13 protein-coding genes are annotated in these 13767 nt (G+C 34.7%); 3 read left to right on the forward strand and 10 right to left on the reverse strand.

The window, feature by feature from the left end; translation table 11 throughout:
- Positions 1-168: 168 nt before the first annotated feature.
- Positions 169-1191, reverse strand: a complete 1023-nt coding sequence (locus CACET_RS14915) for a D-alanyl-D-alanine carboxypeptidase family protein (protein WP_052661349.1) — start codon at positions 1189-1191, stop codon at positions 169-171.
- Between the two features lie 1041 nt (positions 1192-2232).
- On the opposite strand from CACET_RS14915, the gene CACET_RS14920 reads away from it, so the two are divergent.
- Positions 2233-2982, forward strand: a complete 750-nt coding sequence (locus CACET_RS14920; RefSeq protein WP_044824463.1) for a carbonic anhydrase — start codon at positions 2233-2235, stop codon at positions 2980-2982.
- A 246-nt stretch (positions 2983-3228) separates the two neighbouring features.
- On the opposite strand, the gene CACET_RS14925 is transcribed toward CACET_RS14920, so the two are convergent.
- The 8 genes from CACET_RS14925 to CACET_RS14960 all read right to left on the reverse strand — a co-directional run bounded on the left by CACET_RS14925 (position 3229) and on the right by CACET_RS14960 (position 10984).
- Entirely contained in the window at positions 3229-4044 is an 816-nt protein-coding gene (locus CACET_RS14925) for a beta-keto acid cleavage family enzyme (protein ID WP_044824462.1), read from the reverse strand.
- Between the two features lie 60 nt (positions 4045-4104).
- On the reverse strand, positions 4105-4842 hold the full coding sequence (locus CACET_RS14930) for a FadR/GntR family transcriptional regulator (RefSeq protein WP_044824461.1): 738 nt from the start codon (positions 4840-4842) through the stop codon (positions 4105-4107).
- A gap of 94 nt (positions 4843-4936) precedes the next feature.
- Complete coding sequence (locus tag CACET_RS14935; RefSeq protein WP_052661346.1) at positions 4937-6211, reverse strand: TRAP transporter large permease; 1275 nt, start codon at positions 6209-6211, stop codon at positions 4937-4939.
- Positions 6211-6702 (reverse strand): TRAP transporter small permease, encoded by a 492-nt coding sequence (locus CACET_RS14940; protein WP_044824459.1) that lies wholly within the window; start codon positions 6700-6702, stop codon positions 6211-6213. The genes CACET_RS14935 and CACET_RS14940 overlap by 1 nt, the downstream gene beginning before the upstream one ends.
- Positions 6703-6787: 85 nt before the next feature.
- Positions 6788-7837 (reverse strand): TRAP transporter substrate-binding protein, encoded by a 1050-nt coding sequence (locus tag CACET_RS14945; RefSeq protein WP_044824458.1) that lies wholly within the window; start codon positions 7835-7837, stop codon positions 6788-6790.
- A gap of 57 nt (positions 7838-7894) precedes the next feature.
- Positions 7895-8566 (reverse strand): aspartate/glutamate racemase family protein, encoded by a 672-nt coding sequence (locus CACET_RS14950; RefSeq protein ID WP_044824457.1) that lies wholly within the window; start codon positions 8564-8566, stop codon positions 7895-7897.
- Between the two features lie 137 nt (positions 8567-8703).
- Positions 8704-9537 carry a class II fructose-bisphosphate aldolase gene (locus CACET_RS14955; RefSeq protein WP_044824556.1) on the reverse strand — a complete coding sequence of 278 codons (834 nt, stop codon included), beginning with the start codon at positions 9535-9537 and terminating at the stop codon, positions 8704-8706.
- Positions 9524-10984, reverse strand: a complete 1461-nt coding sequence (locus tag CACET_RS14960; RefSeq protein WP_044824456.1) for a four-carbon acid sugar kinase family protein — start codon at positions 10982-10984, stop codon at positions 9524-9526. The genes CACET_RS14955 and CACET_RS14960 overlap by 14 nt, the downstream gene beginning before the upstream one ends.
- A 493-nt stretch (positions 10985-11477) precedes the next feature.
- Between CACET_RS14960 and CACET_RS14965 the strand changes: the two genes are divergently transcribed.
- Positions 11478-11957 carry a hypothetical protein gene (locus tag CACET_RS14965; RefSeq protein WP_044824455.1) on the forward strand — a complete coding sequence of 160 codons (480 nt, stop codon included), beginning with the start codon at positions 11478-11480 and terminating at the stop codon, positions 11955-11957.
- A gap of 35 nt (positions 11958-11992) precedes the next feature.
- Positions 11993-12451: a GerW family sporulation protein gene (locus tag CACET_RS14970; RefSeq protein WP_044824454.1), complete on the forward strand. Its 459-nt coding sequence runs from the start codon at positions 11993-11995 to the stop codon at positions 12449-12451.
- A gap of 198 nt (positions 12452-12649) precedes the next feature.
- Here CACET_RS14970 and CACET_RS14975 read toward each other — a convergent pair whose 3' ends face one another.
- On the reverse strand, positions 12650-13561 hold the full coding sequence (locus CACET_RS14975; RefSeq protein ID WP_044824453.1) for a DUF3221 domain-containing protein: 912 nt from the start codon (positions 13559-13561) through the stop codon (positions 12650-12652).
- Positions 13562-13767 lie beyond the last annotated feature (206 nt).

Consider the following 13767-nt stretch of genomic DNA (forward strand, 5'->3'; position numbering starts at 1 on the left):
ATATAGGTTATATATCAATTTCACTTTCCATCTGTTGCTCTACTCAATTTTTTTATTTTTCTTTCTGAGCATCCCCCCACAAATCATAAGGAGAATATATGCCTTTTCTTCATTATTTTCATAACTAAGTATTCTCTACACCGAGTATATTCAGTACTATTTGAATCTTTATAAACCTCTAGGCCATATTTGTATTAGATAATTTTTATAAACCATAAGTGCATCCATAATATGATATTGTTCCGTATGAGGATTACCTTCTGCACCTGCAGTAACCAAAATATATTCAGTCCCATTCTTCACAGCCAAGCTAGCCAAACAAAGCCCAGCTTTATTGGTATAACCTGTTTTACCTCCGAGAATTCTCCCACCATCAAATTCATAGCTATCTATTCTCGTAGCCAAAGTACTGTAAAAGGTGATGCCACTAGAGTGTAGATTAGTGCTGGCGGTGGAATGACCTTCAGCGGTGAAAATTTGGCGAAAAGTTTCGTTCTTTAGCGCATACTGAAGTAACATAGCAATATCTTTTACTGTAGTATATTGATTATCGTTGTGCAGACCTGTTGCATTTGTAAAGTGCGTACCATCCATCCTGAGTTTCTTTGCCTTTTTGTTCATGAGTTTTACAAATTCTTTTTCTGATCCAGAGATTCCAACAGCTAGTCCTATGGAAGCATCAGCACCAGAAGGCAGCATCGTTCCATACAGTAGATCAATTGCAGGCACTTCCTCACCTGGTAAAAACCCAGCCATTGAAGCATTAGCTTCATATAAATCGGAAAAGATCTCCTTTGGAAGAATAATAGGCTCTTTCAAATTAGAGATGTTTTCAATTGCTACTATGACAGTCATGATTTTTGTAAGAGAAGCTGGATAAATTCTTTCCTCACTCTTGACTTCAGAAACTACCTTCTGGTCCTTCAGGCGAACCAGTATTGAATAGGGGCTATATAGTTCTTCCATTAATGGGTTTAGATTCATTTCTTCCTGCTCATCTAGAGGCACTGTATTTTTTTGCTGTGAATCCGATAACGGAATCCTAATCTTTTCAGATGGTCTGTCTAAGATAAATGGTAAAAGTCGACTGATGCTTTTATAGGCTCCAATCAACAAAAATGTAGCAATAAAAATTGAAATAAATATTTTAAAGTATTTAGTCTTTCTCTTTTGACTTCTTTTTCGACGCATAAAATCAACTCCCTTTCATGTAGCAAGGTTGCAGTTTCCATTCTCTTACTATTGGTTGTATGGAAGGTATTCTTAACATGTTCGTTTGAATTAATAGTTTTATCTCCTCCGCCCATTTTATTCCCATAGGTTAGATTTCCATTTTTCAAAAACATATCGTATATTTCAGTGGAATCATCTATTCGTATGGGTTGTTGACCTGGTATTCGCTTATAAAGCTCCTTCGGTTTCTTCCCTGTATAATACAATTTTTCATTACAAGAGGCAAGTTCCAACTTGCATCATGCATAACCCTGTAGGGACCCATAGGATAAAAGGGGTTGCGTCAAAAGAAATATATACATACTCCTCAAGAAAGAACCTATTTCGTAGATTTTCACATTTTTCTATTACTGGTATTATTATGACTATCACTTACTTCATCAGTAACTTCGGATAAATTAATGAAGTTTTTTATACCACATCCCTACTTTTTTAAAGTCAATCTTATCGGTAAAATTTTCTTCAATATAATGTTGTACTTGAATTAATTTAATAAAACTACTTAGAAATAATATTGAACTTTATATTTATACATGATATAATTTTAACAAGTAAAGGAAATATTATCCAAGTAATTAACTTCATAGATACCTTTATTAAGAAATTCATAAATATTATAAATATATACTTTGGTGTTAGTACAAAATTTAATGAACGTATGCAATACAAGTACGTAAATAGGAAGACCAAGTGCAGGGTTGGAAAACCAGGCGTAGCGTAGTCCAATAATTATCGGCTTTTTATAAGCTTATAGTTATTGGATTTTTTTGTTGGATTTTTTCATGATATTGAGAAGCGTATGTATATTTGCTAGTCCGTACAATTTTTATCAAACACATGGGAAGGTGGTGATTAAATTGAATATACCCTACTATGAAATATTCTTTCTAGATTCTTCCTAATTACAAATTATTTCAAAGGGGATTGGTTGTAATCAGGGATTTAGGTAATCACATTAAGAGATATCTATCCCAACTTACTAGAAAGGGGATTTTAACTATGTATATACTAAGAACAAAAAAAGCAAAACAATACATAACTTGCATCATTCTTTTAGCTACTCTAATCATACTAATAGGTTGCACTGCACCTCAAAATAATAGCAATGTTTCTAATGCTGAGACCCGGGAGGCATCTAAGGAGGTAGCCGTTATTGAAATATCTCCATCAAATTCATTTGAGCTTCTTAAAGAAGGAAATGCTAGATTTATAGATGATAAAGCTGGTATTAAAGATATTAGTCTTGAAAGACGTCAGACTCTAACCGAAGGACAACATCCATTTGCAATTGTTGTAAGCTGTTCTGACTCCCGCATTCCACCCGAAATTGTATTTGATCAAGCTCTAGGCGATCTGTTTGTCGTTCGTTTAGCAGGGAATCTTGTTGATTCTGTAGCACTAGGAAGCATAGAATATGCTGCTGCTGTTCTTGAAAGCCCGCTTATCGTTGTAATGGGCCATGAAAAGTGTGGTGCTGTAATCGCAACAGCTAAGGGAGAAGAAGTTCCTGGCAGTATAGATTCCATTGTAAGAATAATTCAGCCATCTGTAGAGAAAGTTAAGGCTATGGGTGTTGCTGGAGATGAGCTATATGAGAAAGCTACGGATGAAAATATTTTAAATTCCATAGAAGAGATAGAGAAGAGTCCTATTGTAAAGGAACTTATAGGCACTGGCAATTTAAAAATTCTAGGTGCTAAATATATCCTTGAAACAGGAGAAGTAAAATTCTTTTCAGAAGTAGATTAATATAAGCAAACCAATACAACTATATGTTAATAACACACCATTTTTCTAATGCCGGACAATAAAATCTAGTATTTTGAGATAGTGCAAAATAATCTGTGCTTAAATCAAAACAAAAGCTCCTTTCTGATAGTAATATTAACTAATACCAACTCAGAAAGGAGCTTTTTTATAGGTATTTATCTAGAAAAGCATTAAGTGAAATAATAGTAGAAGCGGGGGGAGAGAGATGGTTTTGTTTGCTTAGCTTTACTTTATTCTCAATAGTTTTCTAGCCTCATCCGGTGTATATGGCAGCATCCCCTTATTCTTAATAATTCTTGCTATCTCTTCCACTAAAAGATAATTATTTTTTGCTGTTTGGACTTCATCCAAGAAATTACTATCTTCAAAGCCAATTCTAACAGTAGATGCACCTAAATCCAATGCTGTTTCAATTATATCAAAAGATTTTCTATTGGCATGGGTTATACCCCATAATACCTCCTCTTTGTTTGGAAAAAACTCATCTATAGAATCTATTAAAGATCGAAGGGTCCTCACGGTTGCTGGAGATGCACCAATATGCCCTAGAACTATACTAAATAACATTGGTTTTACAAAGTTGAACTCCTGAGTTAGATCCTTAGTAGCTTTAATCATGCCAATTTCAAACACTTCAATCTCAGGAATCTTATTATTCTTTATTATTTTGTCTACACAATATCTTACATCTTTGATTGGATTAAGATATACAGCATCGCCAAGGTTTACAGAGCCTACATTTAATGAGTTCGATTCAACCAAGGTTGACATAACTGGTACACATCTTTCTTCTATCGTAAGGTCAGATATCCCACCAGTTGATGCTTGTATTATTATGTCACATTCCTTACGGATTAGTCCAATTATCTCATTTAATACGGTCATATCTGAAGTAAGTTTTCCATTTTTATCTCTTACATGAAGATGAACCATACCTGCCCCAGCTTTACTACACTGAATAACATCATTGGCTATTTCAGCAGGGTCAATGTTGGTTGAAGAAGCAGATACAGGTGCTACTGATATTAAGGCTTTTCTCATTTTATAACTTCCTTTCCTAGATAATTTGAGCTTTGTATATAATATATCTAAAAGAATTCTCTATTTATCTTGGAACATGTTATCTTTGTAACCCTTCCAATATACATAATGCTGCATTACAGTCTCTTCAATTTCATTTATTTTACATCCCTCAATTACATCCACAAATCTTCTATGAAGATCAATAAACTCATCCCTCAAATTGTGTTCTAATATAGATTTTGTTGTTAGTGTCCTTGACGGAATAGTTATTCTTGTTATATAGTCGGTTATTGTCTCTACTAATTGATTATCTGCAATCTTTGTTATAGCCATATGGAAATTGCTATCGGCCTCCATAATATCTTCAACACTTGCAGATGGTGAATTTATTGCTTTAATTAAGCTGGTAAGAGAATCCTTAATGTTGATAATTTGATCTTCAGTACGAGATCTACTAACAACATGCAATGTTCCTATTTCAACTACACTTCTCAATTTTACAAAGTCATCCCACTTATTTTCCTGTAAAATAATACCATATAACATAGGGTCCAGCATTTTTTGGTTGTAGCTGTCGGTTACAAATGTACCTTCAGCTCTTTTAATATATACAACCCCATAGGCCTCAAGCTTCTTTATTGCTTCCCTTACGGAGTTTCTTCCAACCTGCATTGAGTTGCTTAGTTCCATCTCTGTTGGCAATTTATCCCCAGGCTTTAATTCACCCATTATAATAGCATTTGTAATGTTATCTACAATGCTTTCCACTATTGATTTACTGTGAAGTGATGTGTTCAATATTCCTTTTGTTTTCATTTACTTCATCCTCTGATTTTTATTAATTTACCGTTCTGATTTCATTCTTGAAAAAAAATGATTTCAGCATGAAACTTCTATATTTTCTATTATACTATATTAAGCTGGCAGGCCAAAGAATTAGTTGAGGAAATACAATAAGTATGCCCATAATTATGAAGGTTACTAACAGGTAGGGTATCAGAGTTTTCATGACTTGCCCTACCCTCATATTCATTAGGTCACATGCAACATATATACACATACCAACTGGTGGCGTCGCCAATCCAACCCCTATCATAATAGTAATAAGCACAGATAAATGAATAGGATCAATTCCCACTGACAAAGCTACAGGATAAATAACAGGCATGAACAAAGTCAAGGTTGCTATAGATTCCATAAACATTGTTACTATAAAAAAGATTAATAATATCATGATTAAAATAACAGTCGGGTTCGTAGACAACCCTAACATCGTACTAGAAACCCACCTATCAAATCCAGCTGTAGTTAACATAATCGTATAAAGCTTAGCTGCACCAATAACTATGAAAATTCTTCCACTGGTTTTAACAGTTTCGGTAAAGGCATAACAAATATCACGCCATTTTAACTCCTTATAAACAATTCCCCCCACAATTAAGCCATAAACCACAGCAATAACGCCGGCCTCAGTTGGTGACACAATGCCAGAAACAATTGTTCCTACAATAATAAAGGGCATCAATAAAGCTGGCAATGATTTATATGCTGATTTTAAGATAAACCCTATATCAAAAGGTTCTCTTTCCCTTTGTATTCCCTCCCTTTTGGCAAGATGATAGCTGACTATTATCTGTCCTATTCCAAGCATGATTCCAGGTATGATTCCCCCTAAAAATAATTTTCCCGTTGATAAGCCAAGAATTCCAGCTATGACCACCATAGGAATACTTGGCGGTATTACAATACCTATGGTAGAAGAAATTGCTGTGACCGCAACAGTAAACTTTTTACTATACCCTTTTTTTACCATTTCCGGCATTACCATCCCACTAACACCAGCTGTATCAGCAACAGCAGAGCCTGAAATACCAGCAAAAATCATACTGGACAGTACATTAACATGGGCTAATCCTCCTGTAAATCTTCCTACTAAAGCATAAGAAAAGTCCATCAATCTTTTAGATATTCCACCTTTACTCATTGTGAATCCAGCAAAAGTATACAATGGAATTGCTAATAAAGCGAAGGAGTTCATTCCTTCAAACATACGTTGACCTACTGAGACCATACTGCCTCCATTTAATAGGAGTATTCCTCCCATAGATGCTAGACCAAGGGACATTGCAATAGGCACGCCAATAATTAATAAAAAGAAAAAAGATATTAATAAAAATGCTATCATTATTCTATGCCCCCCTTAAGCCTATACGTATTTCTAAAATCAGATATACAACCTATCCCTGTAGAAATTGCACTCAAAATTGATATAATTGGTATTAACCAATAGACATAGGCCATTTTAAAATTTGGCATTGTAGAAATTACTTGCTTTGATCTACTTGCCAATAAATAGGTACCATATGCAAATCCTATATAGAAAAGAATTGTAAATATCGCTACTATTATTTTTACGATTATTTTTCCCCGACCCTCAATGTTGTCTTCAAGTACATTAATGTTTAGATGACTACGATTCAGTGATATAGATATTCCTGCAATGAGCATCGCCCATACATTTAGATACTGAGAGCTTTCCATATACCATCTAAAGCCGCCAAACCCAGGTAGATATCGTAGTATAATATTTACTAGCAAAATAATCATCATAACCGCCAGCATAATAGAAGATATCAATAAAGTTGCCTTATCAATTTTTAATTTTAATTTTTCCATAACTGGCCCCCCTATGAGCATAAGAAACCTGATTAATGTGATTGACTCAAATGGAGGTATACCTCCATTTGAGTCAATATGAAATTTAGTTATTTGATTGCCATTCGGCAACTCTATCGATAAGGTCACCGTATAGTGATTTTAAGTTTTCTCCAACACTTTTAGTTTCTTCTACGAATGGTGTTAAATCCGGCTCTATTATTGTCATCCCAGCATCGCTTAGCTTAGTTAATAACTCTTCAGTTTGACGCTTATTCAATTCCCTATTATAGGCTTGAGATTTAGTAGCAGCCTCTTGAACTATTGCCTTTTGGCTATCGCTCATTTTGCTCCATGTGGAATCACTTATTGTAAAACACATTCCAGAGTAAATATGATTTGTTATAGATAGATTGCTTTGCACTTCATAAAGCTTATTATTGTAGATAACTGGTATTGGATTTTCTTGTGCATCATAGGTGCCTTGCTGAAGTGCTATATATAATTCTGAGAAGGCAAGAGGCTGAGGATTTGCCCCTAAAGATTTCATTGTTTCCATGATCACAGGATTCTCAGGAGTTCTAATTAATAGATTCTTCATATCACTTGGTGATTCAATTGCTATCCTTGAGGTTGTAACACATCTGAAACCGTTGTCATAGTGGGCCAAAACTCGCATATTATGGTTTAGCAATAATTCTTCCACTTCAGCCTGTATTTCACTGTCCATGAATTTCCAAGCGTCCTCGAAGCTAGCAAACTGGAAAGGCAAGGCAGATATTCCCATTTTAGGTTCGTATGTAGCAAAGTTACTAGCATCTGTTATGATAATATCTACAGTTCCAGAATCTAAGGCCATTGCTTCGATCAAAGCAGCGTCTCCTCCAAGCTGACCAGAAGGATATATCTGAACCTCAACACTACCATTTGTATTTCTTTCCACCTCTTCTTTAAACTGCTTAGCAGCAATAGCACGAGGATCTTCCTCGTTTGTTGAAAAGCCTAGTTTTAATGTTATACTTGCTTCTTCTGAAGCCCCGCCAGCGTTATTATCTGTGTTGTTTCCAGTACTCTGATTTGTACTTGATCCACAACCAGCGACAAACAAAGTCACCGTAATAACCATTACTAATAAAAATATCATTTTTCTTTTCATTTTTTTTCCCCCTTATTAATATTTAAAAGCATTGTTAATGCTGTGTTGCTTTTAGGCTTAAATCACACCCTTAAGCATTAGGGCATTTTTTAAAGCTGCAATACCAAATCTAGGGCTTGATAAAACTGTTTTTTTAAGTTTATTAGCAATATGATCTTCACAATATGCCATAGAACCTTGGGCAAAAACGATTACCTCAATATCCTCTGAGATATTTAATGCACTTTTTTCCATGAGCTCTTTAAATGTTTCTTGATTTAGTCCAAAGGCACCCTCCACAAGAACATCTGTTAGTTCAACCCTTTTTCCTAATTCCCTAGCTACCCTTAGTATTGTATTCTTAGTAGGCTCTAAGGTTGTTGGCAAAGTCGCCATCACAGCTATTTTGTTCCCTCTTCTTACTGCCTCTCTGCACATGTCTTCATCAATTCTTACTATGGGAATTCCTATGTATTTGGCTAAATCTTGAATTGAGTCTGCAACTTCTCCCACCGATGAACACAAATTAATAATTGCATCTACATCACTTTGTGCTGCTTCCATATACATACTTACCAATCTTGCTGCTGCTTTAGATGTGACATAATTATTTTCCCTTGTTTCAGCCAAAATTGATGGATCTTGATAGCTTATGGCGTCAACTTCTTCACCTAACTGCTTTTTAATTTCTTCTTCGATGTAAGATATTAGCTCAGGTGTTGTACTTGTATAAATCAATCCAACTTTCACTCTTCCCCCTCCTGTCCAACATCCTTTGTAGGATGTTTGCCTATACACTTAGTCTACACTATAACAAAATAAAGTCAATATATTATTTAATAAAAATAAGTAAATTTAGTATTTAGGTGTGTAATTAATGAAGCTAACTAAATGTTTCTGCTGCAAATCTTTAAGTAGTTTATCATTGTAGCTTTCATATTTTCCCGTGCCTTAACCATCAAGGTCTCAAGTCTAACGTTTTTGCCTTCTTTAAGAGCTATTTCAACCGCTTTGCTGCCGGCTAGAGCTATTTCAGTATTAATATTTATTTTTGCAACAGCTATATCTATTGCCCTATTTAAATCATCTATTGAAAGTCCAGAAGAACCATGAAGCACCAATGGAATCTTACCTTCACTATATATATTATTAAGTCTATCGAAGTCTAGATTTGGAACTCCTTTGTAAAGTCCATGAACATTACCAACTGATACTGCTAAGGTGTCAACTCCAGTAGATTCTATGTATTCTCTGGCTTTATTTGGATCAGTAAACACTATGTCTTCTTTACTACCTCCATCCTCTGCATTAAGACTTCCTAGTTCTCCCTCGACACTTGCTCCATAACTTTTTGCAAGATCCACTACTCTTTTAGTGTTTTTTATATTCTCCTCAAAAGGAAGATGAGAGCCATCGTACATAACAGATGTGAATCCTACCTTCATGGCTGCAACGATAGTGTCTATATCTCTACAATGGTCAAGATGTAAAACTACTGGTACTGAATGTTTTTGTGATATCTCCTTAACAATAGCACTTATTACATTTAGGCTGGTATTTTTAATATAGCTTTCACCAAAGGCTAATATTACAGATGATTTTACTTCTTCCGAGGCATCAAATACAGCCTGTATTGTTTCAAGATTGTATACATTAAATGCTGCAATGCATTTTCTATTTTTCCTTGCATCTGTTAACAATTCTTTACTATTGATGATCATCATTAGCCTCTCCCTTTTCGATAAGCATTTCAGCTATTTCACCTAAGGTGCTGGTTTCACCCACATTGCCTGGAAAAATTACATAGGGCATTTCTGGAAATTTACTTTCATCTCCGGTCATCCAAACTGGTATTCCCGGCTTAACTTGACCCATTACCTTTGCCTTTTTAACCTGAAGGGCCTTAGTACCTACATCACTAGAGGTAATTCCACCCTTTGCTATAATAAAACTGGGCCTTACACTTAATTTTCCAATGATATTTACCAATGAATTTGATATTTTAACAGATGCTTCGAGTATTTTATTTTTATCCTCTGTTTCAACCTGCAACAGTTTTCTACTAGTATATACAGTAACTGTTCTACCATCTAAAACTGTTGATTCCAGTAACTTTAGAACTCTTTCTACCTCACTTTCTAGGCCTCCTTCTTCAGACACCTTACTAACATCGAACTCAATAAACTCAATTTCTTGGATATTGTTCATCATATATTCTAACTGCAGGGTCGTCTTCTTTACATGGGAACCAACTAAGATTATTCCGCCGTTTGAATTATCTTTGGAAATGATGTCTTTTCTAGTAAGTAAATCCTTATGATTAACTCCTCCGATTATCTTTGGAAAAGCAGCAGCGGTCCTATAGATAAACTCTTTTCCTTCTAAAATACAATCAATTAAGCAGTTAGTAAATATCTTTACGTCATAATAGTCTATAGCATTTACTATTATTTTGTCAAAGTTCTCGACTTCTAAGAGTTTCTTAATAATAACATCTTTATTATGACTCCGAAGGTCCTCCAAGGTAATATAAACCATATCCTGTACCTTGTTTTTTCCATTGCTTTTTTCTTGACACCACTCGCCCAAGTGAGATGAAGAAAATCCAAAAGTCTTGTCCTTAGAAAATTCTGTTTCACCAGCAGGTACTAAACTAGAATCATACTTTACATAATGTACATTATCCAGGGTATACCTTCCTCCTTCTTTGAAAAAAGGCATGATGATCTCTCCAGAATACTTAATATCGAAATTCTTTTCAATCTCTTCTCTTAGGGTTTTGGTTTCTAAAGGAAAGTGACCTCTTAGGGTTGAGTCTCCACGACTGATTAAAATAAATTCCTTTCCTGTTTCTCTTGAAACCCATACTATATTTTCAGCAATTTCTTTATGTACAGCAGCTGTCTCTGCTTCTGTTAAAGCCCTAGAGTTTGTTAGGATAAAAAACATGTTATTCTTTTCTTTAAAACCCTTTAGAATAGACTCTTTACTCCATTCGGTATAGACTGATACTTCATTTACGGTTTGGATTCCTGTTGGATCGTCGTCTAAAACTATAATTTTTCTGTTTAGTTTGTTTAGTTGTTTTTTTAGGGCTTCATCCACCTCCTTTTCTTGAGTTACTACATAATTTTGTAAAATACTTATGTCTTTACTTGCTTCATTCATTTTATCAACTCCTTTTGTTGAATATTTTATAGCATTTAATCGTATAAATAAAGATATTTATTTATTAACTAACTTTGTCCCTAAAGCATGCACTGTAGCCTCTACTGATATTTGTGAGTTTAAACTAGTCAATAATCCTTTAAGTTCTTTTCTTCTACTCATAAATTAATCTCTCTTTATAGATAAACAACATCAGGACTTATTTTTGATATGTGATTTAATTATTTTTGAGAATAGCATTTTCTACCCTCAAGTTGCTGCATTATTTCAGCTAAAACTATAACTTTTTTCTTTTTAGATAAGTTATAGTTTTTCTCTCCTGGGTGGTTTTAAGCTCAAAAAATATGAAATAGTGTATTTGTCTACTAGTTGTCAACATCCTAAAAATTTTCCATATCATTCTAGATGCAGAAGTATCTTCCACTATAAAAGTACGTAGTTTGGTTAAACTATTTATGAAACATATTTTTAATAAAGCATGGAGGTAGTATCCGTGGTTTTGCTATATATAGTGATAATTTCAGCTTTGATTCTTATGGTTCTTTTGTTCATCGTAGCTTCAAAAATTATAGTTCACTTTGATTCTACTTCTTCAGATTTGAATGTGACATTGTTGTGGCTTTATCCTATTCTGAAATCAGTGATTTCAACAGAAAATGACATTTTCACTCTAAGTATATATATTTTTAGTAAAAGAATTTTTAAGAAGCAGCTGATAAGTCATAAAACAAAGACAAGGAATAAGAACCTTCTCAGTAAGATTAATCCTACTGATATTCGTATAAGTGCTCAATATGGATTTAAAGATCCTTGTTTCACAGGCTTAACTTTTGCCGCACTCAACATGATCCCAAAGTTTTTTGCATTAGAATCTTTATACCAAAGACCCAACTTTTTAGCTAGCAATGATTTTATAAATATCAATGCTACTGCAAAACTAAATCTCGGGCGATTTTTATTGGAACTGGTCTAAAAACAGTATATATTAAAATTCAAGGAGGAATTAACATGGATGTAAATAATACAATGGAACAAAATATTAGTGCTTTGTTTTCAAATATTGAAAGCTTTACTCAAGAGGAAGGTACCCTTGGTAAACCTCTATCAGTGGAAAACAAGACGCTAGTTCCAGTTATTTCAGTTTCTATAGGTTACGGCGGTGGCAACTCCTCAGGTAAGCTCACTCAAGATACGGCATCTACATCTAAAGGGGCGGCAAATACAGGTATGGACGCACTAGGATTAGGTGCAAGAATATCAACAGATGCTATATTGATTGTAGATCAAGGTAATGTATCCACTATATCAATAAATTCTCCCACTAGTGGAGCAGTAAGCCAACTAGTGAATAAACTGCCTCAAATGATGGGTATGGGTCAAAACGTACAACAGCAAGGTCAGCAGCAAGGTCAACAACAAAGTCAGCAACAGCAAGGTCAACAACAAGGTCAGCAGCAAAATAAATAATACTTTGCTTATTTAACTATAATTGCTGGGCATTAAAGCTGTCCAGCTTTTTAGACTGAATATAGCTTTACTGCCTAGCAATAAAATTTATGCAATATAATCATTTTTAATTTTAAAACACAGCAACAATCTCTCGTTGCTGTGGAATTAATAAGGACCGTCTCTACTTACTATCGCTAGAGCGGTCCATCTTTTTACTTATTTTTTTTCGTTTACTGCCACTGCATCGGCGGTTGCCTGCATTGGATAAGACTCCTTGACCCCTCCAGCTATTATTATTTCTACATGATTCCCTACCTCAAACTCTCTGCTGACATTTCTATATCCGATAGCTATATCTTCTGAAATATTTTCGAAGAAGTTGGTTTTTTCATTTATGGTTACCCAAATAAGACCATTTACGATAGTGTCTTTAGACTCCACCAGTATGCGTTTCCCTGCTTCTTCAATCTCCAATATTTCTCCTGCAACGTCTGACTCCTTAACCCGTCTATTTATGACAGGTGCATTTGCGGTCTCTGATATTATATTAATTTCCTTTGCCATGGCTTGAGCTGGATAGGATTTTGCGATAGCTCCCTTAAAAACAGCCTCTACAATATCTCCTTCCTTAATCTCTGAATAGCCAAAGTCCTTTGTTATATCCACCCCATCCTTCATGACCGTGGTTTCTATATTGACTGTTACATAGGCTATAGACAGCATAGTGTCCTTCTCCAGCTTTCCTTCTACTAAAAAGGTTACACCATCCTTGCCCTTAACCAGATTACTAACTACACCCCTAACACCGATTTCATCCTTTTCTACGACTTCTTCTTCGCCACTCCCAATAAGAATCGTCTGGTTTTCATGATCCCAGTCAATATTTAATCCAGTTAAATTGGCTATCGCCCTTATTGGCAAGTAGGTTCTTCCGTTTATTTTAATCGGAGTTATAACCTCACCATTGGAATCCTTTAATTCAATTGCTTCATTATTGTACTTCAGCGTTATATCTGGCCTCAAAGTAGCATTTACGTTATTATATACCGTAGTTGCTCCTACTGTAGATAATCCTGCAATTACTACCATTCCACATACTGATACAGCTTTTGCAAATCTTATTTTCATCGCTTATCCTCCTCTGATAAAATAATTAAAAGCTTTTTTAATATTTAAGACGATGAAGTCTCTAAATTAGTTCCCTATCTTATCGATGAAGCACCTCACTTTTTATCATTGAAGATTAATTTAAAAAAATGGAGCACACATCGTAATAATCTAGGTTAGCGCCTCCATCACTGAAACTGCTGCTATCAGGAACAACAAAATATATA

It is taken from the genome of Clostridium aceticum (assembly GCF_001042715.1).
Lineage (GTDB): Bacteria > Bacillota > Clostridia > Peptostreptococcales > Natronincolaceae > Andreesenella > Andreesenella acetica.

Coding starts and splice junctions, on each gene's coding strand:
- CACET_RS14915 (WP_052661349.1), bottom strand. CDS start 1,191: ATGCGTCGAAAAAGAAGTCAAAAGAGAAAGACTAAATACTTTAAAATA.
- CACET_RS14920 (WP_044824463.1), top strand. CDS start 2,233: ATGTATATACTAAGAACAAAAAAAGCAAAACAATACATAACTTGCATC.
- CACET_RS14925 (WP_044824462.1), bottom strand. CDS start 4,044: ATGAGAAAAGCCTTAATATCAGTAGCACCTGTATCTGCTTCTTCAACC.
- CACET_RS14930 (WP_044824461.1), bottom strand. CDS start 4,842: ATGAAAACAAAAGGAATATTGAACACATCACTTCACAGTAAATCAATA.
- CACET_RS14935 (WP_052661346.1), bottom strand. CDS start 6,211: ATGATAGCATTTTTATTAATATCTTTTTTCTTTTTATTAATTATTGGC.
- CACET_RS14940 (WP_044824459.1), bottom strand. CDS start 6,702: ATGGAAAAATTAAAATTAAAAATTGATAAGGCAACTTTATTGATATCT.
- CACET_RS14945 (WP_044824458.1), bottom strand. CDS start 7,837: ATGAAAAGAAAAATGATATTTTTATTAGTAATGGTTATTACGGTGACT.
- CACET_RS14955 (WP_044824556.1), bottom strand. CDS start 9,537: ATGATCATCAATAGTAAAGAATTGTTAACAGATGCAAGGAAAAATAGA.
- CACET_RS14960 (WP_044824456.1), bottom strand. CDS start 10,984: ATGAATGAAGCAAGTAAAGACATAAGTATTTTACAAAATTATGTAGTA.
- CACET_RS14970 (WP_044824454.1), top strand. CDS start 11,993: ATGGATGTAAATAATACAATGGAACAAAATATTAGTGCTTTGTTTTCA.
- CACET_RS14975 (WP_044824453.1), bottom strand. CDS start 13,561: ATGAAAATAAGATTTGCAAAAGCTGTATCAGTATGTGGAATGGTAGTA.